The sequence below is a fragment of the Vibrio sp. 10N.222.52.C3 genome (assembly GCF_041474195.1).
In the GTDB taxonomy this organism is placed as follows: Bacteria; Pseudomonadota; Gammaproteobacteria; order Enterobacterales; family Vibrionaceae; genus Vibrio; species Vibrio crassostreae_C.
Genome location: NZ_JBFRTQ010000024.1, coordinates 33,389 through 57,061, shown reverse-complemented (window position 1 = coordinate 57,061; position 23,673 = coordinate 33,389). Strand labels below are relative to the sequence as shown.

Here is a 23,673-nt window from a genome sequence, read left to right as displayed (position 1 = left end):
CCCAGAAAATGCTAACCAAGCCGCTAAGTTGGGTTGCTTAGGATTAGACCTAAACTCTGGCGTTGAATCCGCTCCAGGAAAAAAAGACGCAGACAAACTGCAACGTGCTTTTGCAGCGATTCGCAATTACTAGTCCAAACTCGGCGCTAGAAATTAGAAAGCAGAAACTAAAAACATATTTGTGAGCTTTGCCTTTTGCGAAGCTCAAACAAGATTAAATGACTTGGTGTGAATACACATCAGTAGAATTGAAGGAATAACACAATGGCTAAACTCGATGCCTACTTTGGTGAATACGGTGGTCAATACGTACCGCAGATCCTAGTGCCAGCACTAGACCAACTTGAACAAGCATTTATCGATGCACAAGCCGATCCTGAGTTCCGCAGCGAATTCATGACGCTTCTTCAAGAGTACGCTGGTCGTCCAACGGCGCTAACGCTAGCACGCAACCTAACAAAAGGTACAAAAACCAAACTGTACCTAAAGCGTGAAGATCTACTTCACGGCGGTGCTCACAAGACAAACCAAGTTCTTGGTCAGGCATTGCTAGCAAAACGTATGGGTAAGCAGGAAATCATCGCTGAAACTGGGGCAGGCCAACACGGTGTGGCAACGGCTCTAGCGTGTGCTCTACTAGGTCTTAAGTGTCGTGTATACATGGGTGCAAAAGACGTTGAACGTCAAAGCCCGAACGTGTTCCGTATGAAGCTAATGGGCGCAGAGGTTATCCCTGTTCATTCTGGCTCTTCAACGCTAAAAGATGCATGTAACGAAGCGCTACGTGACTGGTCGGCAACTTATGAAGACGCGCACTACCTATTGGGTACTGCAGCGGGCCCTCACCCATTCCCAACGATTGTTCGTGATTTCCAACGCATGATTGGTGAAGAAACGAAGAACCAAATTCTAGCTCGTGAAGGTCGCCTTCCTGATGCGGTTATCGCGTGTGTCGGCGGTGGTTCGAACGCTATCGGTATGTTTGCGGATTTCATTGAAGAAGAAACTGTTCGCCTAATCGGTGTAGAGCCGGCTGGTAAAGGTATTGATACCGACCAACACGGCGCGCCGCTTAAGCACGGTAAAACCGGTATCTTCTTCGGCATGAAAGCGCCACTGATGCAAGATGAGAACGGCCAAGTAGAAGAGTCTTACTCTGTATCTGCGGGTCTAGACTTCCCATCAGTTGGTCCTCAACACGCGCACCTAAATGCTATTGGCCGTGCTGAATACGACAACGTGACCGACGACGAAGCGCTAGAAGCGTTCCAATTGATTGCACGTAAAGAAGGTATTATCGCAGCGCTAGAGTCATCTCATGCTTTGGCTCATGCTGTTAAAATGGCTCACGATGACCCAGAGAAAGAACAGCTATTAGTGGTTAATCTATCTGGTCGTGGTGATAAAGACATCTTCTCTGTACACGACATTCTTAAAGAGAAAGGAGCATTATAATGGATCGCTATCAATCACTCTTCACTCGCTTAGCTGAAAAGAATCAGGGCGCATTTGTACCATTCGTAACGGTTGGCGATCCTAACCCTGAGCAATCGCTTAAGATCATGGAAACTTTGGTTGAAGCGGGTGCAGATGCACTTGAGCTTGGTATTCCATTCTCCGATCCGCTTGCAGATGGCCCGACAATCCAAGGCGCAAATATTCGCGCGTTAGATTCAAAAGTAACGCCAGATGTGTGTTTTGATCTTATTGGTCAAATTCGTGCTAAATACCCAGATCTGCCAATCGGCCTACTGATGTACGCAAACTTGGTGTACGCACGTGGTATCGAGAACTTCTACGAGCGTTGTGCGAATGCAGGTATCGATTCAGTATTGATTGCTGATGTACCAACCAACGAGAGTGGCGAGTTTGTTGCTGCAGCTAAGAAGTTTGGTATTCACCCAATCTTTATTGCTCCACCAACAGCAAGTGATGAGACGCTTCAATCGGTTTCTGAGCTAGGTGGTGGTTACACTTACCTACTTTCTCGTGCTGGCGTAACGGGTGCAGAAACCAAAGCAAACATGCCTGTGACAGCCCTACTTGACCGTTTGAACAAGTTTGATGCGCCACCAGCACTGCTTGGTTTCGGTATCTCTGCTCCTGAGCAAGTAAAAGAAGCCATCGAAGCTGGCGCTGCTGGTGCTATCTCTGGCTCTGCGGTTGTGAAAATCATTGAAAACAACGTTGAACAACCAGAAGCAATGCTTAAAGCACTTGCTGAGTTTGTTACGCCAATGAAAGCGGCAACGCAAAAATAATAAATAGGCTCCCACTAGTGCGATAATTAGCGCTGTGGGAGTTTTTCTCCGAGAACACGTCCAAACCCTCTCAATTGTTAAATTTCTGATAAAAACAACACCTCATACAAACCTGTAGCACACCTATAATACCCCACCAAAACATCACCACCATTTATAAAAATAATGACAAATCAAAAAGCAAACGTTTGCTTTAGTGTGAAAAATCATCAAATGACATTTGATTACTGCTTTTTGGTGTTCTTTCATCTCTGCTCATATTGATAAATGTAAAAGATACGTGTAAAACTTCTCGCGAAATATTAATCCAATGGTACATCGTACATTGGTGAGTAGTTCTGGGATTTTTATATTTAGTAGCACAGAGGTTATGGAAGTGTTAAAAGAAAAGAGTTTACTAAGCAACATCGGCGTTCAAGTCGTTATTGCAATGATCATCGGTACCGCTGTCGGTGCAATGATGGGTGACAGCGCAACAATGTTCGCTCCACTGGGCGCAATCTTCATCAATTTAATCAAGATGCTGGTTATTCCTCTAGTCGCAGTTGCCCTAATTTCAGGTGCTGCAGGTCTAGGTAATAGCTCATCGGCAGGTAAAGTTGGTGTGGTTACACTGGGTTACTTTGCACTAACGTCTGCACTTGCTGTAGCACTAGCGCTTGTAATGGGTGAAGTATTCGAACCGGGTCGTGGTATCGATGTTTCTGGCGTTGAAGGTATGTTCTCTTCTGAATACGCTGCGAAAGGCGAACTTCCAACGTTCTGGGCAACCATCACGGGCATGATCCCTACCAACGTTTTCCAATCACTGAACGAAGCTAACATTCTGCAAATTCTCGTTTTCTGCTTATTCTTCGGTATTGCGATTTCTAAACAAGCGAAAGAAAAACGTGACCCAATCATCAATGGCGTAAACGCGATTGTTGACGCTATGGTATGGATGATCAACAAGGTTATGATCATTGCACCACTTGGTGTATTTGGCCTAATGGCAGAAGCAGTCGGTACATTCGGTTTTGGCGCACTTATGGTCGTGTTCAAGCTGTTCATTGTTTACATCGCTGCGATTCTGATCTTCGGCTTTGTGGCTTACCCGCTAATGATTCAAATCTTCACTAAGACTTCAGCTAAGAAGTTCCTAGTGGCAATGAAGAAACCTCAAGCGGTTGCACTATCAACAGCCTCTTCAATGGCGACACTGCCAGTAACAATGGAAACGGTAGAGAAAGAACTTGGCGTTCGTAACTCTACGGCTTCATTCGTTCTGCCACTTGGTGCGACGATCAACATGTCTGGTAACGCAATTTACTACGGCCTAGTTGCTATCTTCTTCGCACAGCTGTTCAACATCGACCTGTCTATGGGTGCTTACATTGCTATCATCGTAACGTCGACTCTAGGCGCAGTTGGTCAAGCAGGTGTTCCAGGTCCTTCTTTCCTAGTGGTTGCGGTTCTTCTAGCAGCTGGTATCCCTATTGAAGGTCTACCTCTGTTGTTCGCTCTAGACCGTATCTTCGACATGATCCGTACTGCTCTAAACATCACTGGTGATGCAGCATGTGCAGTCATCGTTGATTCTCTAATCGAAGACGAAGCGAAAGAAGCTGAGCTACAAAAACAGCAAGCGTAATATTAAGCTTCAGTTTGATTGATAAATAAAACCGCCTTCATGAGGCGGTTTTTTATTAGGTAATGATCGATATTGATTCGGTAAATCTTACCCTTGTCAGGCTAATTGATGAGTCCAAACGCACGGGGCAGAGCCAAACTAATTTCAGGAATAAAAGTAATAGCCAACAGTGTGACGATCAATACGGCACAAAACGGCATGATACTTCTTATAACATTCTCAATCTTGGAGCCACTGACACTACAACCTACAAATAGCGCCGTACCAACGGGTGGCGTTGCAATGCCAATACATAAGTTGAAAATAATCATCATCGCAAAGTGAATTGGATGCATGCCTAAATGCTCAGCAATCGGCATAAAGATAGGGGTAAAGATCAATACGGCAGGCGTAAGATCCATAAACATACCCACAATCAGTAGGATCAGATTCATCAGAATAAAGATGATAATCGGATTATCTGAAATAGAGAGCATCCAATCGCTGATCATGGTCGGTAGACCGGTAAACGCCATTGCCCATGACATAATGGTAGAAGCACCAATCAAGAACAGCATAATGCCAGTAACCTGAACGGTTTCTCTACAAATTATCGGGAAGTGTGCCCATTTAAGAGTTCGGTAACAGAGTGACAGTATAAAAGAGTAAAGAACCGCGATACACGCCCCTTCTGTCGCAGTGAAAACACCACCAATAATACCGCCAATAACCACAACAATAAGCCCTAAGCTTGGCGTTGCTTGCCAAACAATATTCAGCACATCTTTCGCTGTGAAGCCGTCATTCGCACTTGTTTTGTAGCCCTTCTTTTTAGCGATAAAATAGGCGACGACCATACAGCTTAAGCCCATTAAAATACCTGGGACATAACCTGAGATAAACAGCGCCGCAACGGATGTTCCACCCGATACCACTGAAAATACGATCAATGAATTACTCGGCGGTATTAGTAAGCCTGCCGGGCAAGATGCAACGTTTACTGCTGTTGCTAAGTTTTTATCATAGCCATCTTTTTCTAATTCAGGACCTAAGGTTTTACCAACCGCAGCAGCTGCTGCAACGGCTGATCCTGAAACAGCGCCAAACATCATATTGGCGAAGATGTTCACGTGAAAAAGTGAGCCCGGGATCCAACCAACCAAGAGCTTTGCAAGGTTGATAAGCCGACTCGCGATGCCACCCACATTCATTATGTTACCTGCGAGGATAAAGAAAGGGATGGCTAATAAACTGAAACTATCGATACCGGTAATGATTTTTTGACCCGCAGTAATACTCGCGACTTCAAACGGTAAAATGAAATACATGATCGTTAAAGATGACATGGCAATTGCAATCGCAATCGGCATGCTTATCGCGATCATGAATAAGAATAGGCCTAGCAGCCAAACACCAATGGACAAATCCATAATATAGAGTCCTTTAAAAACTTACTTTTTGTTGGGTTCACAAAAAAGATCAAACGTATTCATGACCAAATAGATGAGGATAATAACGGCTGAAATCGGCAATATTGAATAAACCGTCGACATCGGTAATTGCAGTGCTGGAGAGAGTTGTTGTGTGGTTCTTCCCATTAAGGCGATGCCACCTTGAAGCATTGCTAGAAATACAAATGCGCCAGAAATGAAATTGATGAGCACATGTAATGCGATATGTGCTTTACCCTTAAGATAACCATCCAATAACGTTATTGCTAAGTGTCCTTTGATACCGAATAAGTAGCTTGCTCCTAATAAGCCAAGCCATACCATCGCATAACGAGCAAGTTCATCAGTCCAGTTACTTGGATCATTCAAAACATAACGACTAAAGACCTGCCAAGTGACAGTAACGACAAGTAACATTAGTGCAAAAGAAGAGACAAAAAGAATCAGCCTATCAAGTAGGTTTCTGAAAGTTGCTAACATGGTGTGATACCTCAAAAAATTTTGCCTTAGCAAAGCCAAGGCAAAATTATATTTTCACTAAGACTGATTAAAGAGCTTCAATTTTTTCAATGAATGGAGCTAGTTTTGGATCTTTTTTCGCCTCATCAATCATAGGTTTAACAGCTGCACGGAAAGGGGCTTTATCAACTTCAACAAACGTTACGCCTTCTTTCATTCCTTTCTCTTTGTTCATGTCATCTGTTGCGTCCCAGATTTTGATCTGCTCTTCAAGAGACTCAGCAGCAGCTTCTTTTAAGATTTTTTGCTCTTCTGCCGTTAATGAACCCCATTTGTATTCTGAAATGATGATCACGTCAGGTGTCATCATGTGCTGATCCATAGAGTAAAATTTGGCAACTTCACTGTGTTTCATTTCAACTAAGCTAGAAATATTATTTTCAGCACCGTCAATTACGCCTTGTTGCAGCGCCGTGTATACCTCATTGAAAGGTACAGGCGTTGCTTTACCACCTAATAGGTTAACCATTTCCATCATGGTTGGAGAACCCGGAACTCGAACTTTCATGCCAGCTAGATCAGCCGGTGAGTTAATGGCTTTTTTAGCGTAGAAGCTACGTGTGCCTGAGTCATAGAACGTAAGACCGATGAAGCCTTTACCTTCACTTGAAAGCAGCATCTCTTGTGCAGCTTCACTTCGCATGAAGGTTCTCATATGTGGAACGTCACGGAATAAGAAAGGCAGTGCATTAACCTTAAACGTTGGTTCAAAAGATTCGGCTAACCCACCATTGATTTTGGCCATATCAATCGCGCCAGTAACAACCTGCTCCGCTTGGTCACGTTCAGAGCCTAATTGACCGTTTGGAAAGATCTTAATCGTAAGTTCACCATTCGATTTTTCTTTCACTTTATCAGCCATGATCACCATGCCTTGGTGAGCTGCGCTTTCTAATGACATTGCATGCCCTAACGTCAAAGTTTTTGCTTGAGCGCCAAATGCCATCAGAATTGAAGCCGCTGCAATCGTCAGTAGGTGTTTTTTCATGTTCTTCTCCAGAATCCATTTTGTAAGAGGTACAGTTTTATATGCAACGCTATAGCTAAGTTTGAAATCTAACGTTCAATTGCACATCGCTCATAGCAGTAACGTTTCATTACAATATTCTTACCTTCATATATTTTGTATTACAATACTATGTGTATATTTTGTGAGCTAAGGTTCATCTATTTGCCAGAGAGCTGAATTGATTGTGATACCAATCATATTTGGCACCAATTAGACCATTAAGCAGTCTAACTTCGGATTTTTGGGGAATTCCGAGCGCTTTCAACTGCTTTTAGAACAGTCTATTAGCAAAAATTACGCGCAAATTTGTGTTATTTTAAGATCTTAAAATCAGTTATTAAGCACGGACAAAGAAGGTCTCATCGATTGATAAAGCGAGTCGTGAACTGCGATTTCTGAGGTGGTAGAGGTGAGGTTTTAGGCTGAGCGTATGGAACAAGAGTGGATAAGCAGGGATAAAGACAACGGTGGGAATCTTACTAAGACGAATTATTTGTAACAAAAATCCGAGAGCTTCACAGCCCTCGGATTTTTGTTTTTGGTGTTCTAGTTTTTAGGCGTTAAACGAATTACAAATCAGCGCCATAAATATCAAACGTGAAGTACTTAGCAGCGATCTTGTCGTAAGTACCGTTCGCTCTGATCTCTTCAATCGCGGCATTGAATTGTTTCGCCAGTTTTGAATCCTGCTTTCTTAGTGCTAACGCCGTACCTTCGCCAATGTAGGCTTTGTCGGTTACTGCTTTACCTTTAAATTCAAAGCCCTCACCTTCTTTTTTATCTAAGAAAGCTAATGACAGTTGATCCGAGTTGCCAAAGGTTAGATCTAGACGACCATTTTGCAGATCCAGATAAACTTCATCTTGGCCGGTATAGCGTTTAATGTTTGCCACATCACCAAACTTGTCTGTTACGTAGCGATCGTGAATCGTACCTTGCTGAACACCGATGGTTTTACCCGCTAAGCCGGCCTCATCAATGCTAAACTCGGCGCTCTTAGCAGCAACAAACACAGCTGGTGTTTGGTAGTACTTATCGGTGAACAAGATTTTGCGCTTACGCTCTTCGGTAATACGCATCGAAGCCATGATCACATCTGATTTTCTTGCCAACAAACTTGGAATTAGCGAGTCCCAACTTTGTGAAACCCAAGTACAATCGAGTTTGGCTTGCTCACACAAGGCGTCAGCTATCTCAATATCAAACCCGACAGGCACACCGTCACTGTTTTTATAGTTGAATGGCGGATACGTAAAGTCTGACGCCAAACGGATTTCTTTCGCCTGTACCGTTGTACCAAGTAAAGCGGCCGCACAAGCGAGTCCTAGTATTATCTTTTTCATCATTGCCATCCTAGATATGATCTTTATCGAGTTGAGATTGAGTTTCTTTATGTTGAGATTGTTGAATGTGTTTGCCTTGTTGATTCTTTTCTAATTCGGTTTGGTAACTTGTTAGTGACGTTATCACTTCTAACATGCTCTCTTGGCTACCAATACTGATTCGAACACAGTTACGCAAAGCAGGTTCGTGGTTTTGATTCCTTGTCACAATGCCATCCTTCGCCAATACACTGAATACTTGATGCCCAGCTTTTTGACGCAGCAAAATGAAGTTTGTCGATGAAGGGTAAACAGACTCGATGAAATCAAACTGCGTTAACTCACAAGCAAACCAATTACGTAGTTCAACCAGCTTTTGCGTCGCGTCTTGCATCACTGAGACTCGTTCATCAGACAACGCGTCTAACACAATTTGCGATGAGCAGTCTGGCATCGGATAAGGTGGAATCAGCTTCGCGATATACTGCATCACATTTTGACTCGCTAAGATAAAACCACAACGAACCGCAGCCAGTCCAAATGCCTTAGACAAGGTGCGAATCACAACCAAATGTGGATAGCGTTCAATAAGACTAACGGCTGACGTTTGTGGTTCAAATTCGATATACGCTTCATCGACTACCACTAGCGACTTTCCAATCGTGCCCTCCAGTACCTGAATCAAATCAGATTTAGGAATCACATTACCCGTTGGATTGTTTGGTGAGCAAAGAAACACGATATTCGCCAGTTCTGCCTTATTCACAATATCAGCGACGTTCAGGCTGAAGTCTTCCTGCAATGGAGAGTCCAAGGTATTAATCGCCAAGGCATCAGCGCAAAACTCATACATCGCATACGTTGGTGAACAAATAAGTATGTTATCGCTCGCCGGTTTACAGAATGTTCTGATCAGCAAATCAATCGCTTCATCTGCACCACGAACAGCAACAGTCGCAGCATCAGTACCACAGTAATCTTGGTAAGCCTTAGCAATATCTTGTGGTAAGAAGTCTGGGTATCGGTTGTGGCTTGCTTCTCCTTGAAACAGCGAGCTTTCCAGTTCATTAGCGTTTAGCCAGATACGTCCATCACCACCAATTCTTCTTGCCGATTGATAAGGTATTAATTTTTTTACAGCCTGAGGCACTAAGCTATCAATAAAAGATGTCAAGAAGCTATCCCTTTCACAAAATCACAATGTCTTCATCATTGCCTTCATATTCAAAAAATGTGACTTATACACATATTGAATCACAAATGATGATTAAGTATTTATATTCAAACAGAACACTATTGATAAATGAATCGAAATAATCACATAATATCCATGATAAAAAGTCATAGGTAAAGATATGAATCGCACACTTCCTTCAACCAAAACCTTACTCGCGTTTTTGTCTACGGCAAGGCATCTCAACTTTACACGCGCGGCACATGAGCTCAATGTTACGCAGGGTGCAGTGAGTCGTCAGGTATTGTCGTTTGAAGAAAGCCTTGGCTGTGATCTCTTCTATCGCCATGCTCGCGGGTTGTCTTTAACGCCGAAAGGAGAAGAACTGGTTCCCCTGATACAAGGAACGATTCATCAGCTGCAATCGGCTCTCAATCAAGTGGCTAGCTCTCCGTCTAAGATCAAACTCAACGCACCGAGCTGTATTACCTCTTGGCTACTACCTAAGTTGATGTCTTTTCAGCAAGCCTATCCTGAAATTGATGTCGAACTGACGTCGACCATCAAGCACGTCTTCGAACCAAGCTTTGATCCGTTTGACGCCGTAATTACCTATGGTAAGAAGCCAAACCAACAATCGATTATCAGCCAATTATTGTTTAACGAGCAGCTAGCGCCCGTTTGCCAAGCACAAAGCATTACACAGAGCCATCTTGTCGACGACGCATCGACCATCATCAAGCCACACAAGCTTGCCCAATACACTTGGCTACACGCCAACAATGAGCAAAGTGATTGGCGACTTTGGTTAGAGCACATAGGCAGCCACGACCTTTCAAGCAAGAACAACCAACAATTCGCGACACTCGATCAAGCTATGAACGCCGCCATTCAAGGGTTTGGCATTGCCATAGGCGACATCACACTGGCCAAGCAAGATATTGATTTAGGTAGATTGGTAAAAGTGAGTGAAGGCAGTGTTTTCTCTGGAAATGGTTACTTCTTGCTGCAACCCAAGAATCGACAAAATACATCCTTATCTACGCTTGTTGATTGGCTCGTCGATTAGCGGCAATCATTGTTGGTAGGCCTCTTTATAAGCGGCAGGAGAGCGTCATAATGAGAATTTTTCCGTTCTCAAAATGAAACTATTTGATGTCTGTTTCGTATTGATTGTCAGAGAATAGAACGTACCTTCCTTTAACTATTTGAAAAGAAGTTCAATTCTATTTAGCCGGGAATTTATTCTGTTCCGTTGGAGAAAATGGCATTCGAGTTGCTTTGTCATAGATAACCCAACCAATATACAGCAGGTTGCACCAGTTTCACTGCAGCTTGTCACGGAGGATAGGCTATGACCTTACAAAGACATACGTATTACGGCTTGATTCACCATGGAATTAAAACCCTATTAATGGACAGAATTGGCCACTTCACAGAGCGTGAATATCACGAGTATCTCGACTTAACGACCGGTAAATCGACATGTTTTGCCATGAGTGAGCAAGAGCTCGAAAACACCTTAGACAGCTTAAAGAGCGAAGGTTACCTTGAAGATATCAAAAAGCTGATACCTCGCTATCAAACCTCGTCAATGCGATAACCTGCTTCAACTCTTTAAACACGATGAGTGGTTAGATTGAATTAATTGGCACCCAATTGTCTCGAGCTATTTAGCATCGAGACAGTTTTCGTTAGACTGTCAGCAACTCAACTAACTGGATAGTCAGTGTCTCATGAAACAAATTCTTGATTTCATTCCTCTCATTATTTTCTTTGCGCTTTATAAGATGTACGACATCTATACCGCGACCGGCGCTTTGATCGTTGCCTCTGCAGTTCAAATTATTTTGACTTATTTCATCTACAAGAAAGTCGAAAAAATGCAGGTCATCACCTTTCTAATGGTTGCCGTATTTGGTGGCATGACCATCTTCTTGCACGACGACAACTTCATTAAATGGAAAGTCACCATCGTTTACGCACTGTTTGCGATTGGCCTGACGGTCAGTCACATCATGGGCAAATCAGCGATTAAAGGTATGTTAGGCAAAGAGATCACACTGCCTGATTCGGTATGGGGCAAGATCAACTGGGCATGGACGCTGTTCTTTACCCTATGTGCCGTTCTCAACGTTTACGTTGCTTTCAGCCTACCGTTGGATGTTTGGGTCAACTTCAAAGTGTTTGGTCTACTCATCGCGACCTTGCTCTTCACCTTGCTCACTGGTGTTTATATCTATAAGCATCTACCAAAAGACCAGCAGAAAGAGTTAACGGATAAAAATACCGACGAGAAATAGCCCTTAGGGATGAGTCCTCATACCCTATTTGATACAATTATTATCAATATGCGATTGGCCAATGATACTCGTGATCATTGGCCGCTGATTATTTGTGTTCGGTGAAGACGTTAAAAATTAGACCACCACGAGTCTCGTAAACACATCTATTTTTATATAAAACAATCAATACCATTAAGAGTACGACAATGACTATTCAATCAACTTTGAACCCGATTGGTTCTTTACTTCTTCGCACATTAGCGATGCCTTCTGATACAAATGCAGCAGGCCAGATTTTCGGTGGTTGGATAATGTCACAGCTTGACCTTGCTGGCGGCATACTGGCAAAAGAGATATCTAACGGCAAGATAGTCACGGTTTCAGTATCGAGTATCGAGTTCAAACAGCCGGTTTCAGTGGGTGATGTTGTGTGTGTTTATGGTGACTGCACTAAGATTGGTCGCAGCTCGATGAATATCGACCTAGAAGTCTGGGTTAAGCCTGTACTTGATCACGGTATCGGCGACCGCTACAAGGTTTGTGGCGCGACATTCAACTACGTTGCGGTTGATGAAAGTGGTAAGCCTCGCTCTATCAATAAATAGGACTTTTCACTCAGTCGTTCATGTAAGTGGTCTTTAGTTTCAGCAAATGAAATAGCTAAAGACCATACAACTCTCTCGCACCAATTCACAATTTCTTATCATTAGCCCTTCCAATACCAATTAGTTCGCGTAAATTAGCAAGATAGCGAATTTAAACGCCCCAAATTTAGTGAAGTAAAATAAGGATATCTCAATATGTGGTACGTGATTTTTTCTCAAGACGTCGAAAATTCATTAGAAAAACGCCTAAGTGTTCGCCCACAACATCTAGAACGCCTACAAACACTTCACGATGAAGGCCGACTGTTAACAGCAGGTCCAATGCCAGCGATTGATTCAGATAACCCTGGCGAAGCAGGCTTTACAGGTTCAACTGTGATTGCTGAATTTAACTCTTTGGAAGATGCACAAGCATGGGCAGACGCTGACCCGTACATTGATGCTGGCGTTTACCAAAATGTGATTGTAAAACCATTCAAGAAAGTATTTTAACGTGAAAAAATGGATTATTGGCTCACTGGCTTTAGCTCTGCTTGCAGGCTGTGCTTCAAGTGAGCAAGACGAACAAAGACAGCTAGAGATGATGGCGCAGCACCGAGCTGGCGTTTTATCTGCAGGCCTGCCGATTGAGTATGGCCCACTGTCGGTCATGCGCGTGCTGGCAAAGAACACGGTTATCGAAATCATGATGATCTACAACCAAGATGCAAAAGGTGCTAAACCTTTAAACCAAGTTGTAGACATGAGTGTGAATAGCTACTGCACCAACTCTGAAGTAAGAGCAAACCTCGACATGGGCTTGGCTTACAACATCAAGATTCGCAACACTCGCGGACAACTGATCGTTGAGAAGCTGATCAGTAAAGATACGTGTCAAAGTAGCAGCTAGATTCTAGCTCGAGACTCGAACAAGTATAAAACCAGAAGGCCTCGCAAATGCGAGGCCTTTGTTGTGGTTCATCGTGGATTAACGGATCAATCAAAATCTTAGACTGAATTATGCCTCAGCTGATTCCCACTCTTTACGCAGTGTCTTAGTCGCCGACACAAGGTTTGTCAGTGCGGCTTCTGTTTCTGCCCAGTTCCGTGTCTTCAGCCCACAATCAGGGTTTGCCCACAAACGTTCCGCTGGAATTTTCTCTGCCGCTTTCTTAAGTAAATCAACAATCCACTCTTCTGACGGGATGTTTGGTGAGTGAATGTCATAAACGCCAGGTCCAATCGCATTCGGGTAGTTGAACTCTTCAAATGCTTTCAGCAGTTCCATGTTCGAGCGAGAAGTCTCAATGGTAATCACATCGGCATCTAGCGCGGCTACTGAATCAATGATCTCGTTGAACTCGCTGTAACACATGTGGGTATGAATCTGAGTTTCTGGTTTAGCACTTGCCGCTGAGATCTTAAAGGCATCGACCGCCCACTCTAGGTATTCTGCGTGGTCGCGCTTTTTCAATGGCAGACCTTCACGAATCGCTGGTTCATCGATTTGGATAATGTTGATGCCCGCGTCTTGCAAATCAGACACTTCATCTCGCAGCGCAAATGCCAATTGATTAGTGATCTCTTTGCGTGAAATGTCTTCACGTGGGAATGTCCAACATAAGATAGTGACTGGGCCTGTCAGCATCCCTTTCATCTGCTTCGAGGTCAGAGATTGGGCATAGGTCGACCATTCTACGGTCATCGGCTTCTCACGCTCTATATCCGCGACCACAATCGCCGGCTTCACGCAGCGTGAGCCATAGCTTTGTACCCAACCAAACTTAGTGGTTTGAAAGCCTGCTAGGTTTTCTGCAAAGTACTCCACCATGTCGTTACGTTCAGCTTCGCCATGAACAAGCACATCCAAATCCAGTGCTTCTTGACGTTTAACGGCATCCGCAATATGGCCTTTCAATGCAGTGTTATATTCCGCTTCACTCAGTTTGCCAGTGCGGTAAGCGCTACGTTGAACACGGATCTCGCCTGTCTGTGGGAATGAACCAATGGTTGTGGTTGGTAACAGCGGTAAGCCTAACACCTCAGACTGGTGCGCGGCACGTTCTGCGTATGGAGCAGTGCGCTCTGCTAGCGCTTTAGTTATCGTGTTAATACGAGCTTGAACTTGCGGCTTATTCACATGAGTTGCACTCTTGCGTGCAACAATCGGGTGGCTATACGTCTCACACGCTAAAATGGCATTTTGGTCGCCGTCTAACGCCGCACCCAATAAGCTCACCTCAGTGACTTTCTGTTTTGCAAAGGCAAACCAACTCTTCACTTCTTCGCTAAGCGTCTCTTCTAACTCAAGGTCGACTGGGCTATGCAGCAATGAACATGAACTTGCGACCCATAGTTTATCGCCTAGCTTTTCTTTCACTGGTTGCAGCAACTCAAGCTGCGCGGCTAAGTCTGCTCGCCAAACATTGCGTCCGTTGATTGCTCCTGCAGAAAGCACCCAATCTTCAGGTAGCTTGTTCACCACTTCATCGAGTTGCTGGGGTGCGGCAGCCAAATCGATGTGTAAGCCGTTGACGGGCAGTTCCATGATTTTATCTAACGTGTCAGTCACAGAATCAAAGTACGTGGTAAGGAGTAGCTTCACATCACCTTGAATCACCTGATAAGCCAATTTGAATGAATCTGCCCACTTAGTCTCAAGTTCCAGAGAAAGGATAGGTTCATCGATTTGTACCCACTCAACGCCCAACTTGGCCAGTTTTGCCAGAATCGCTTGGTAAGCGGTAAGCAAGCGTGGAAGCAAAGTTAAACAGTCAAAGCCCTCTTCTACTTCCTTGCCGAGATATAAATAAGATAATGGGCCTAGAAGAACTGGCTTCACCTTATGCCCCGCTTTAATCGCTTCACTCACTTCGTCAAACAGTTGTGGCCAACTCACTTCAAAGGTGTCGTCTTTACTGAACTCAGGAACAATGTAGTGATAGTTAGTGTTGAACCACTTCGTCATATCTGATGCTGCTGCACCATCTTTAGCGCTTTCAGAGCCGTGCTTAGCGCCACAACAAGTTGGCTGCCTTTGAGATTGTATTTGAGTTTGAGATTGACCGCGACCAACGCGGAACAAGGTATCTAAATCTGGGAAGGCTTTTTCACCTTCTGATCCACCAGCGTGACGCTCAGGTACATGACCTAGAAGTAACGTCGTTGTTAGAACATGGTCGTACCATGCGAAGTCACCCGCAGTTGCAAAGCTTAGATTCGCCTTAGCTTGTACATTCCAGTTACGATTTCTTAGTTCGCTACCGAGTTGCTTTAAATCTGATTGGTTAATCTCACGGCGCCAGTATTTTTCTAAAGTGAATTTGAGTTCGCGTTTTTCGCCGATACGTGGGTAGCCTAAAATATGCGTTGTCGTAGTCATGAACCTGTTCCTTATTCAATAATTTTTAGTGTTCGATCAAACTGCCTAGCTTATGGTTTAAGTTCTTTACAAGGCGTCTAGATGGCTAAACTATCTCCCTAATCTGAACGATGAACAACGTCCAAATATTCATCTTGTTTATTAAAAATATTCATCTTGAATAATCTAAAGCTGAAAAATTAAATCCATCTGGACATCTAGACGTTTACAAATGAAAGAAAACCCCGTAGGGTGATTATTAAGAAATATTGAATTGGCTTAGGGAATATGAGGAAAACTCATGATAGAGCTTAAACACCTTCGAACATTGACTACTTTAAGAGACAGCGGCTCGCTAACAGCGACGGCAACTTCTCTTCACTTGACTCAGTCGGCGCTTTCTCACCAACTGAAAGACCTTGAGGCGCGTATCGGTGGTCAGCTTTTCCTACGTAAAACTAGACCAGTTAAGTTCACCTCTGAAGGTGAGATTTTGCTTAGGCTTGCCGATGAGATACAGCCAAGAATAGCTAAAGCGGAGAACGAACTCGCGAGCCTGAAAGAGGATGTGAATGGTCGTTTGCACATGGCGATTGAATGTCACTCATGCTTCCAATGGTTAATGCCTGCTTTGAAGGAATATCAAGTGGCTTGGCCAAGCGTAACGCTAGATTTCTCGTCAGGCTTTGGGTTTGAGCCGCTACCCGCGCTAATGGCAGGCGAGCTAGATTTGGTGATCACCTCTGATATACAGCCTCGCTCTGAGGTTCATTACGAGCCGCTTTTCGATTTTGAGATGCGTCTTATCACCGCGATCAACTCGCCTTTGGCCGATAAAGCGAGCATTGATCCGCAAGATCTTAGCGAGATCACCATGCTCTCCTATCCTGTTCAAAAACAACGTTTAGACGTCGTGAAACACTTTTTGCAGCCTGCAGGCGTAGAACCTAAGAAGTGGAAACAAGCAGACAACACCTTGATGTTGGTGCAAATGGTATCGGCGGGTTTAGGTGTGGCGGCATTACCCAACTGGGCGATCAGTGAGTTCTCAAGACAAGGTTTGATAGCAAGCAAGCCGTTAGGTAAAGGGCTTTCAAGAAGACTGTTTGCAGCGGTAAGAAACTCAGAAAAAGACAAACGTTACCTGCAGGCTTTCTTTAGCACAGCAAGACAGCAAAGTAAGAGTCACTTAGATGGTATTGAGGTCGTTTAAGAGGTTCATTATTGAGCTAGCTTAAGCCTGTATTAAATCGGAAAGGCAAACGCCAGAAACAAAAAAAGTCACAGATAATCTGTGACTTTTTAGTTTCAGTATCGATGATTTTCGATATCTGTTGATTCGCGAAAATAGACTATCTTGGATAAGACTTAAACTGGTTAGTCAATGGGTCGTATTGATAGCCAAGCATATCGAGCTTGCCCACGACACTTTCTATATCCATTTCATACATACTGATCAGCTCTTCAAAGCTATCGCACTCTAGGCGAAGTTTCTCATTCACGATTCCCAGCAAGATAATGCTATCGAAACCTTTGACGTTGCTTAAATCCATCTCGTACTCCTTACGAACACACCGACTAAAATTAAGTTTAGAACGCTTACCAAGGCCATGCTAAAAAACTGATCACACTTCTTAAAGAGAATGCGTGATTAATGAGCGCACGTAATTAATGAAAGTGCGCGATTAAAGTGCCCACACTGGCGTTAAACCCACAGCCGCAGCCAATAACATCAGTAACGAAACCGTCAGTTGAAGTTTTTCCGGGGTTTTAACGAACAGTAGATGCCAACACCACACCACGATAGCTGAGATTAGCAAAGCAAAGCTGAACAGTAGCGTTGAAATCACTGGTTCTAGTTGAGCTTCAGACAAAGAATAGACACTCACGACTGTTGCCAAAACCACCAACATGCCCGTCAAAACACCAACAACAGGCAGAACACGGTGAAATGCCTGTAAGCGTGTTCTTGCAATCGTCAGCAGTAAATGGCCAAACGCTGAGCCTAACAGTGCCACTAGCAATACAGTAGTGATGATACCAACGGTAGTTGCTTGTTCCGTCGCTTGAATAGCCACGTAAGACAGCGCTAAACCACAAGCTAAGTACATCACCCAAATAGGGCCAGAATCGCGTGTCTTCTTAGTTTGAACTTGAGAATAGAAATAAAAGATCGCAAACACGACCAGAAAGGCTTCAATTTTTACTGAGGCAACGGCAAGCCACAGCACGCCAATCGCAGGTAACATCTTGTGGATACGACCACGCTGCCCCGGACAAATATCCCCTTTCACCAAGATGAGGGTTAAGATCAGTTGGGCTCCTAAAAGCATCGGAGCAAATTGTACTAATAACGTTTCGACCATTGTGGATCTACTTCTTCAGACTTATTTTCGCGAATAATATCAAAAACTGCTGCGAACACTAATCAAAATCACAAATTAGCGACGTTATTCAAGGCTTCAACTATGCTGTTGTATGGTTCTTTTGTCGCCATTTACCGTAAAAAGACGAAAGACACCAGAACTAACAGGGGCATGTTCTACTGGCTAGTCTAGGCTCATGCCGCTATAATTCCCGCCTCAAAAATCAGAGGTTGAAATATGTACAGCGATATCACTCCTATTCACGAACACAAAAAATACTGGGCCGAGTGCTACGGAACTGCACCCTTTTTGCCTACCAGTAGAAAGGAGATGGATGCTCTTGGATGGGATAGCTGTGACATTATTATTGTAACTGGTGACGCTTATGTCGATCACCCGAGCTTTGGTATGGCTATCATCGGCCGTCTGCTTGAAGCTCAAGGTTTCCGCGTGGGCATTATTGCTCAACCAAAGTGGGACAATAAAGATGCCTTCATGAAGCTAGGTAAACCTAACCTATTCTTCGGCATCACAGCGGGTAACATGGATTCCATGATCAACCGCTACACCTCTGATCGCAAATTACGTCACGATGATGCTTACACACCGAACAATGAAGGTGGCAAGCGTCCTGATCGTGCAACTCTGGTTTATTCTCAACGTTGTCGTGAAGCTTACAAAGGCACGCCAATCGTGCTTGGTGGTATTGAAGCGAGCTTACGTCGTGTAGCTCACTACGACTACTGGTCAGATAAAGTTCGCCGCTCTGTATTGTTTGATGCAAAAGCTGACATTCTTCTTTTTGGTAACGCTGAGCGTGCACTGGTTGAAGTAGCACACCGCATTGCCGATGGTGAAGACATGTCTACGCTGACCAATATCCGCGGTACTGCTATCAATCTTCCTGCGGCCCCTGAAGGCTTCAAGATCATTGACTCTTCTCGTATCGAAAAGCCGAACAAAGCGTATGTTCCGGTTAACCCGTACGAAGTTGAAACTCAGTGTGATACCAAGAAAGACGAAAAAGAAGAAGTAAAAGCGCAACCTATTACTATTCGCCCTTCTCGTCACGATGCAAAAACTACAGCGGTTCGTATCCCAGGTTACGAAAAGCTAAACAATGACCGTATTCTTTACGCTCACGCTAGTCGTATTCTGCACCTTGAGACAAACCCGTACTCAGGTCGTGCTCTGATTCAACGTCACGGTGATCGCGAGCTTTGGATTAACCAAGCGCCTATTCCATTGACCACAGAAGAGATGGACTACGTGTTTGGCCTTGCGTACAAGCGTGTTCCGCACCCGATGTACGGCAAAGCGAAAATCCCAGCATACGACATGATCAAAACCTCGGTTAACATCATGCGTGGTTGTTTTGGTGGTTGTTCTTTCTGTTCAATCACAGAGCACGAAGGTCGCATCATTCAGAACCGTTCGAAAGAATCGATCTTGGATGAGATCGAAGACATTAAAGATAAAGTACCGGGCTTCACAGGTACTATTTCTGACTTGGGCGGCCCAACGGCGAACATGTACCGTTTAGGTTGTTCAGATCCAAAAGCTGAAATTAACTGTCGTCGTCCATCATGTGTGTTCCCGAAAATCTGTGAAAAGCTAAACACAGACCATCAACACACTATCGACCTGTACCGCTCTGCGAGAAAAGTACCGGGTGTTAAGAAGATCATGATCGCTTCTGGTGTACGTTACGACTTAGCGATTGAATCTCCAGAATACGTTCGTGAGCTTGTGACTCACCACGTTGGTGGTTACTTGAAGATTGCTCCAGAGCATACTGAAAAAGGCCCACTGGATCTGATGATGAAGCCGGGCATGGGCACTTACGATCGTTTCAAAGAGATGTTCGAGAAGTACAGCGCTGAAGCCGGTAAGAAACAGTACTTAATTCCTTACTTTATCTCTGCTCACCCGGGCACAGAAGATGAAGACATGCTTAACCTAGCAATGTGGCTGAAAAAGCACAACTACGAGTGTGACCAAGTACAGAACTTCTACCCATCGCCAATGTGTAATGCAACGTCGATGTACTACTCAGAGACTAACCCTCTGAAACGCGTGAAATATAAGAAGCGTGAAGATGTTCCTGTGCCGAAAGGTGATCGTCAACGTCGTCTGCATAAAGCACTGCTTCGTTACCACGATCCTGAAAACTGGAAAATCATCCGTGAAGCACTGATCAGCATGGGTAAACAGCACCTAATTGGTGACAAAGCAAACTGCCTAGTACCAGCAGAAGACTTTGATGCACAAACACCAGCACAACGTCGTAAGTCTGGTCGTCACGGTTCACAGCGCTTTGCTACTAAGCACAGCAAGTCTCAGCCAGGTCTTGGTGGCGAAAGCCCACGTAACCACTCTGGTAAGAAACCGGGTGGCAAGAAGCCGACTGGTAACGGCAACGGTAGCCAAGGCAATGCTAACCAAGGTGGCGGTAATGGCAATGGTCGTAAACCAGCGACTGGCTTTATTAAGAAAGGCCCTGGAGGTCAGCAATCGCAAGGTAATGGCGGCGGAAATGGCAAACCAAACCGTAACAAAGCGGGCAATGGTCAAGGTGGCAAACCTGCAAGTAACGGCAAGAACCGCCAGCGCGCAGCACAACGCTAATATCGCGAACCGATTGACTTCGCTATCGTAAAAACACAAAGCGCAGCTATTTAGCTGCGCTTTTTTGTGTCTGTTACAAGATAGCCTAACGAGCAAACACCCAATACTGACTAAGCAAATAGTTACTGACCATGCCCACCAAGATGCCAACCGCCATTGCGATAAACACTGCCCCAGTAAATGCAGGCAGCAATTCAGTCATCAACTTAAAGCACAGCAAATTAGGTATCGCCGATATTGATGCAGAGAACATGAACTTTTGCCATTGAATCAGCTTTTCGGACCAATTCCCCTGCCCTTTGAATTCAAAGGTCAACACTCGATTTCCAAACCAGGTTGTCGTTGCTGCAACGATGAAAGAGCCAATTCGAGCACTCATTAACGGCAGCCCAATAACGTAATGCAGCAACGCAAACACGGCACAATCGACAACAAAGCCACCCGCCCCCACCATAGCGAATTTAATCATCTTATGATGAGGTTGTAGTTTTTGGTTTAGCACGTCGAACTTGTGGCTAAACAGTCTCGATGACGAGTTAAAATTGAACATCGCCATCACTTCGAATATGGCTCAACGATAGATTTGGTTTGATGTTTTGGCTATGACAACTAAATAGAGCGCGCTTGATCTTCACCGTCGGCTCTAAAATACAGGTCAACGCATTGTCTTTAATCTTGGTTTCCACTTCCGCTCTTTTACCAATCAGATAGAACTTGTCGATACCATCTAACTGCTTAACATCAAGTAGCTTTTTCGCTTGTCCATGACTGTAAAATTGCCCAGAGAACGGTCGTTTACCGATGTAAAAGCTCGGCGCTTCATCCGTGATCTGCTCGAAGATAATACGGTCACTTTTCTCGTTCGCTTTGCCTAGGTTGAGGTAGACCATCGCAATCATTAGCAACACAGGTAACACTAAAGCCACACTCGAGAACCACTTCTTATCTTTTTCTACCACAAGCATTGCCACCAGCAAACCAAGCGCCGGAATACCCGGTAGGACGTAAGCTGGAAGAATATTACCCGCCATAGTGAAAAGAATTAGAGGAGAGACCAACCAACACACAAGGAATGAAAATAACCCATTATGTTCAGCGTTAACTTCTGCGATTTTCTTACGACGGGCGAAAGTCAAAATAGGCAACACAATCGACCACGGTGCAGCCGCTTGAAGCCAAAACAACCAGATCATGCCTCTTGCTTGGTCATGGGCAGAACCGTATAAATCGCCCTCCCAGCCACTCACAACAAAACGCTTAAAGTGCTCGCCAACAATAAAGTAATCAATAAAACCCGGTGTTGCCATTTCAGCCATGATGTACCAAGGCAAGGCAATCGCCAGCATCACGCCTAAGCCTGACAACAGTGGAAAGCGTTGCCATAACACTTTAAAAGCGCCAAAAAATCCATGTTGCAATACTAACCAAGGGAAAACGGCGATACCCATAATCACAATCGCTACCGGCCCTTTTGCCAGCAAGCCTAGTGCTAAGCCAATGAAACCGACATAGCCCCAAGACCGATTAGTCTTCGCGCTCCCTTCTCCCTTCGAACCCTCTCCTCCTAACCAACATAGGTAGAAACCTAACATGGCTATGGTCATCGCTAACGTTAATGCCATGTCAGTCATAACAGCACCCGCCGCGATAGAGAAAATCCCACATGTCGCCAATACCACGGCCGCCACCAAGGCACTTTGTCCGGTGCGCTTAGCCATGTACGCAACCAACAAAATCGTCGCAAAACCTGCTAACCAGTGTGGCGCACGCACAGCAAACTCACTCAAACCAAACAGCTCAATGCCAATCGCGCTCATCCAGGTAAACATCGGAGGCTTACCCCAGAAAGGGATGCCGTAATCAAATTGAGGGGTTAACCAATTGCCGGTTTCTACCATCAAGCGAGCCATCTCACCGTAGCGCGCTTCCGTAGTGTCCATTAAAGGGTATGTCGCCAGAGATAAGAGCCTTAGAACCAATGCAAAAGCCAACAAATACCATAGGTGCGTTCGGTTCAGGCTCATGCTGACTCCTCTAATTTAAAATGCGTTTTTAATGCAGGGGTATCGACCACCGATTGGATCAGATACAAAGGGCGGTTCTTGGTTTCGATGAAAATACGACCTATGTATTCCCCCATTAAACCAATACTCAGAAGTTGAATGCCGCCAAGGGCAAGTTGAACCACCATCATTGACGGGTAGCCCGTAATAGGCTCACCAAACATCATGGTTTTGAACACGATGAAGACGCCATACACGAAAGCAGTAAGCGCCACTAATCCACCAACGGCCGTCGCAATACGCAGTGGGCGGATAGAAAATGATGTGATGCCATCCATCGCCAATCCGATGAGTTTCAGGTAGTTCCACTTGGTCTCGCCACAGAAGCGAGCGTCGCGCTTAAACTGAATCGTTGCTTGTCTAAAACCTGGCCATGAAAAGATGCCTTTCATGTAACGGTTACGTTCAGGCAGTTGGTTGATATGGTCGACAACCTCTCGGCTTAACAGTCGGAAATCACCGACATTTTCTGGAACATCGATCTTCGCTGCCACGTTCATGACTTTGTAAAAGCTTGCTGCTGAAAACTTCTTAAACCACGTTTCACCATCACGTTGGCTACGCTGCATATTCACAACGTCATAGCCTTCGCGCCACTTGGCAACCATTTGTGGGATCAGCTCCGGCGGATCTTGCAGGTCTGCGTCTAACAAGATCACCGCTTGTCCTCGGCAATGCTCAAGACCAGCACTCATGGCTGACTCTTTACCAAAGTTACGGCTTAAACCAATCACAGAAATTGAGCTATTGATTGAAGTGAATGAACTCACCAAGTCCAAGCTGTTGTCTTTGCTGCCATCGTCGACATAAACAATCTCACTCGTGATCGGTAAGCTATCAAGCACCTTGGTAAGGCGAGAGTGGAACTCTTCCAATACCTCTTGTTCATCGTAAAAAGGCACAATGATAGACAAAGAGACCGCAGGATTGATCTGCGATGTAGATATCTTAGGGCGGCTAATATGAAGTTCAGACATAATACGTTCTTCTATTTTTTAATCTGAAGCCAATCTACCCTCCCATAAGTGAAAGTTATGTTAT

23 protein-coding genes are annotated in these 23,673 nt (G+C 44.5%); 12 read left to right on the top strand and 11 right to left on the bottom strand.

Going from position 1 to position 23,673, the window contains the following annotated elements; translation table 11 throughout:
* The 4 genes from AB4517_RS03770 to AB4517_RS03755 form a co-directional block, all read left to right on the top strand.
* A partial coding sequence (locus AB4517_RS03770; RefSeq protein WP_372147916.1) for a hypothetical protein occupies positions 1-133 on the top strand: 133 nt, incomplete at its 5' end.
* 131 nt (positions 134-264) lie between these two features.
* The gene (trpB, locus tag AB4517_RS03765; RefSeq protein WP_017063541.1) at positions 265-1,455 is read left to right on the top strand and encodes a tryptophan synthase subunit beta; all 1,191 of its coding nucleotides are present in this window, start codon (positions 265-267) and stop codon (positions 1,453-1,455) included.
* Positions 1,455-2,261, top strand: a complete 807-nt coding sequence (gene trpA / locus AB4517_RS03760; RefSeq protein ID WP_017069986.1) for a tryptophan synthase subunit alpha — start codon at positions 1,455-1,457, stop codon at positions 2,259-2,261. Before trpB ends, trpA begins: the two co-directional genes overlap by 1 nt.
* Before the next feature lie 310 nt (positions 2,262-2,571).
* The gene (locus AB4517_RS03755; RefSeq protein ID WP_017078211.1) at positions 2,572-3,891 is read left to right on the top strand and encodes a dicarboxylate/amino acid:cation symporter; all 1,320 of its coding nucleotides are present in this window, start codon (positions 2,572-2,574) and stop codon (positions 3,889-3,891) included.
* A 101-nt stretch (positions 3,892-3,992) separates the two neighbouring features.
* On the opposite strand, the gene AB4517_RS03750 is transcribed toward AB4517_RS03755, so the two are convergent.
* The 5 genes from AB4517_RS03750 to hisC form a co-directional block, all read right to left on the bottom strand.
* Positions 3,993-5,300, bottom strand: coding sequence for a TRAP transporter large permease (locus tag AB4517_RS03750; protein ID WP_372147915.1), 1,308 nt, complete (start codon positions 5,298-5,300; stop codon positions 3,993-3,995).
* A gap of 21 nt (positions 5,301-5,321) precedes the next feature.
* Complete coding sequence (locus AB4517_RS03745; protein WP_017094468.1) at positions 5,322-5,801, bottom strand: TRAP transporter small permease; 480 nt, start codon at positions 5,799-5,801, stop codon at positions 5,322-5,324.
* Positions 5,802-5,868: 67 nt separating this feature from the next.
* Entirely contained in the window at positions 5,869-6,828 is a 960-nt protein-coding gene (locus AB4517_RS03740; RefSeq protein WP_017063537.1) for a TRAP transporter substrate-binding protein, read from the bottom strand.
* A gap of 590 nt (positions 6,829-7,418) precedes the next feature.
* Positions 7,419-8,192, bottom strand: a complete 774-nt coding sequence (locus AB4517_RS03735; RefSeq protein WP_017061505.1) for an ABC transporter substrate-binding protein — start codon at positions 8,190-8,192, stop codon at positions 7,419-7,421.
* 10 nt (positions 8,193-8,202) lie between these two features.
* Positions 8,203-9,345 (bottom strand): histidinol-phosphate transaminase, encoded by a 1,143-nt coding sequence (gene hisC / locus AB4517_RS03730; protein ID WP_372147914.1) that lies wholly within the window; start codon positions 9,343-9,345, stop codon positions 8,203-8,205.
* Between the two features lie 181 nt (positions 9,346-9,526).
* Here hisC and AB4517_RS03725 point away from each other — a divergent pair, with 181 nt between their 5' ends.
* The 6 genes from AB4517_RS03725 (at position 9,527) to AB4517_RS03700 (ending at position 13,124) form a co-directional block, all read left to right on the top strand.
* Positions 9,527-10,414, top strand: coding sequence for a LysR substrate-binding domain-containing protein (locus AB4517_RS03725; protein ID WP_017063534.1), 888 nt, complete (start codon positions 9,527-9,529; stop codon positions 10,412-10,414).
* A gap of 285 nt (positions 10,415-10,699) precedes the next feature.
* Positions 10,700-10,948: a hypothetical protein gene (locus AB4517_RS03720; protein WP_017069991.1), complete on the top strand. Its 249-nt coding sequence runs from the start codon at positions 10,700-10,702 to the stop codon at positions 10,946-10,948.
* 133 nt (positions 10,949-11,081) lie between these two features.
* Entirely contained in the window at positions 11,082-11,648 is a 567-nt protein-coding gene (locus tag AB4517_RS03715; RefSeq protein WP_017061509.1) for a septation protein A, read from the top strand.
* A 188-nt stretch (positions 11,649-11,836) separates the two neighbouring features.
* Positions 11,837-12,235: an acyl-CoA thioester hydrolase YciA gene (gene yciA / locus AB4517_RS03710; RefSeq protein ID WP_009846426.1), complete on the top strand. Its 399-nt coding sequence runs from the start codon at positions 11,837-11,839 to the stop codon at positions 12,233-12,235.
* A gap of 195 nt (positions 12,236-12,430) precedes the next feature.
* On the top strand, positions 12,431-12,727 hold the full coding sequence (locus tag AB4517_RS03705) for a YciI family protein (RefSeq protein WP_004741234.1): 297 nt from the start codon (positions 12,431-12,433) through the stop codon (positions 12,725-12,727).
* A 1-nt stretch (position 12,728) separates the two neighbouring features.
* Entirely contained in the window at positions 12,729-13,124 is a 396-nt protein-coding gene (locus tag AB4517_RS03700) for a GspS/AspS pilotin family protein (protein ID WP_029224201.1), read from the top strand.
* A gap of 108 nt (positions 13,125-13,232) precedes the next feature.
* Here AB4517_RS03700 and metE read toward each other — a convergent pair whose 3' ends face one another.
* The gene (gene metE, locus AB4517_RS03695) at positions 13,233-15,596 is read right to left on the bottom strand and encodes a 5-methyltetrahydropteroyltriglutamate--homocysteine S-methyltransferase (protein WP_372147912.1); all 2,364 of its coding nucleotides are present in this window, start codon (positions 15,594-15,596) and stop codon (positions 13,233-13,235) included.
* A gap of 280 nt (positions 15,597-15,876) precedes the next feature.
* On the opposite strand from metE, the gene AB4517_RS03690 reads away from it, so the two are divergent.
* The gene (locus AB4517_RS03690; protein ID WP_017062028.1) at positions 15,877-16,788 is read left to right on the top strand and encodes a LysR substrate-binding domain-containing protein; all 912 of its coding nucleotides are present in this window, start codon (positions 15,877-15,879) and stop codon (positions 16,786-16,788) included.
* Positions 16,789-16,927: 139 nt separating this feature from the next.
* Here the strand turns inward: AB4517_RS03690 and AB4517_RS03685 are convergent, their stop codons facing one another.
* Both AB4517_RS03685 and AB4517_RS03680 read right to left on the bottom strand, forming a co-directional pair.
* Positions 16,928-17,128: a DUF4250 domain-containing protein gene (locus tag AB4517_RS03685; RefSeq protein WP_004736508.1), complete on the bottom strand. Its 201-nt coding sequence runs from the start codon at positions 17,126-17,128 to the stop codon at positions 16,928-16,930.
* Between the two features lie 132 nt (positions 17,129-17,260).
* Positions 17,261-17,941, bottom strand: coding sequence for a hypothetical protein (locus AB4517_RS03680; protein ID WP_017062029.1), 681 nt, complete (start codon positions 17,939-17,941; stop codon positions 17,261-17,263).
* A 237-nt stretch (positions 17,942-18,178) separates the two neighbouring features.
* On the opposite strand from AB4517_RS03680, the gene AB4517_RS03675 reads away from it, so the two are divergent.
* On the top strand, positions 18,179-20,569 hold the full coding sequence (locus AB4517_RS03675; protein ID WP_372147911.1) for a YgiQ family radical SAM protein: 2,391 nt from the start codon (positions 18,179-18,181) through the stop codon (positions 20,567-20,569).
* 85 nt (positions 20,570-20,654) lie between these two features.
* Here the strand turns inward: AB4517_RS03675 and AB4517_RS03670 are convergent, their stop codons facing one another.
* Genes AB4517_RS03670 through AB4517_RS03660 form a run of 3 tightly spaced genes read right to left on the bottom strand, consistent with a single transcriptional unit; the run spans position 20,655 to position 23,609 of the window.
* Positions 20,655-21,119, bottom strand: coding sequence for a GtrA family protein (locus AB4517_RS03670; RefSeq protein WP_136973593.1), 465 nt, complete (start codon positions 21,117-21,119; stop codon positions 20,655-20,657).
* The gene (locus AB4517_RS03665) at positions 21,106-22,593 is read right to left on the bottom strand and encodes an ArnT family glycosyltransferase (RefSeq protein ID WP_372147909.1); all 1,488 of its coding nucleotides are present in this window, start codon (positions 22,591-22,593) and stop codon (positions 21,106-21,108) included. Before AB4517_RS03665 ends, AB4517_RS03670 begins: the two co-directional genes overlap by 14 nt.
* On the bottom strand, positions 22,590-23,609 hold the full coding sequence (locus AB4517_RS03660) for a glycosyltransferase family 2 protein (RefSeq protein WP_017062033.1): 1,020 nt from the start codon (positions 23,607-23,609) through the stop codon (positions 22,590-22,592). The genes AB4517_RS03665 and AB4517_RS03660 overlap by 4 nt, the downstream gene beginning before the upstream one ends.
* Positions 23,610-23,673: the final 64 nt, after the last annotated feature.

What these genes read in the sequence shown, in the direction of transcription:
- AB4517_RS03705 (WP_004741234.1), top strand. Translation starts at nt 12,431, where the DNA reads ATGTGGTACGTGATTTTTTCTCAAGACGTCGAAAATTCATTAGAAAAA.
- AB4517_RS03715 (WP_017061509.1), top strand. Translation starts at nt 11,082, where the DNA reads ATGAAACAAATTCTTGATTTCATTCCTCTCATTATTTTCTTTGCGCTT.
- AB4517_RS03670 (WP_136973593.1), bottom strand. Translation starts at nt 21,119, where the DNA reads ATGTTCAATTTTAACTCGTCATCGAGACTGTTTAGCCACAAGTTCGAC.
- AB4517_RS03755 (WP_017078211.1), top strand. Translation starts at nt 2,572, where the DNA reads ATGGTACATCGTACATTGGTGAGTAGTTCTGGGATTTTTATATTTAGT.
- AB4517_RS03745 (WP_017094468.1), bottom strand. Translation starts at nt 5,801, where the DNA reads ATGTTAGCAACTTTCAGAAACCTACTTGATAGGCTGATTCTTTTTGTC.
- AB4517_RS03720 (WP_017069991.1), top strand. Translation starts at nt 10,700, where the DNA reads ATGACCTTACAAAGACATACGTATTACGGCTTGATTCACCATGGAATT.
- AB4517_RS03675 (WP_372147911.1), top strand. Translation starts at nt 18,179, where the DNA reads ATGTACAGCGATATCACTCCTATTCACGAACACAAAAAATACTGGGCC.
- AB4517_RS03735 (WP_017061505.1), bottom strand. Translation starts at nt 8,192, where the DNA reads ATGAAAAAGATAATACTAGGACTCGCTTGTGCGGCCGCTTTACTTGGT.
- trpB (WP_017063541.1), top strand. Translation starts at nt 265, where the DNA reads ATGGCTAAACTCGATGCCTACTTTGGTGAATACGGTGGTCAATACGTA.
- AB4517_RS03750 (WP_372147915.1), bottom strand. Translation starts at nt 5,300, where the DNA reads ATGGATTTGTCCATTGGTGTTTGGCTGCTAGGCCTATTCTTATTCATG.
- AB4517_RS03665 (WP_372147909.1), bottom strand. Translation starts at nt 22,593, where the DNA reads ATGAGCCTGAACCGAACGCACCTATGGTATTTGTTGGCTTTTGCATTG.
- AB4517_RS03660 (WP_017062033.1), bottom strand. Translation starts at nt 23,609, where the DNA reads ATGTCTGAACTTCATATTAGCCGCCCTAAGATATCTACATCGCAGATC.
- AB4517_RS03685 (WP_004736508.1), bottom strand. Translation starts at nt 17,128, where the DNA reads ATGGATTTAAGCAACGTCAAAGGTTTCGATAGCATTATCTTGCTGGGA.
- AB4517_RS03690 (WP_017062028.1), top strand. Translation starts at nt 15,877, where the DNA reads ATGATAGAGCTTAAACACCTTCGAACATTGACTACTTTAAGAGACAGC.
- metE (WP_372147912.1), bottom strand. Translation starts at nt 15,596, where the DNA reads ATGACTACGACAACGCATATTTTAGGCTACCCACGTATCGGCGAAAAA.
- AB4517_RS03725 (WP_017063534.1), top strand. Translation starts at nt 9,527, where the DNA reads ATGAATCGCACACTTCCTTCAACCAAAACCTTACTCGCGTTTTTGTCT.
- trpA (WP_017069986.1), top strand. Translation starts at nt 1,455, where the DNA reads ATGGATCGCTATCAATCACTCTTCACTCGCTTAGCTGAAAAGAATCAG.
- AB4517_RS03680 (WP_017062029.1), bottom strand. Translation starts at nt 17,941, where the DNA reads ATGGTCGAAACGTTATTAGTACAATTTGCTCCGATGCTTTTAGGAGCC.
- yciA (WP_009846426.1), top strand. Translation starts at nt 11,837, where the DNA reads ATGACTATTCAATCAACTTTGAACCCGATTGGTTCTTTACTTCTTCGC.
- AB4517_RS03740 (WP_017063537.1), bottom strand. Translation starts at nt 6,828, where the DNA reads ATGAAAAAACACCTACTGACGATTGCAGCGGCTTCAATTCTGATGGCA.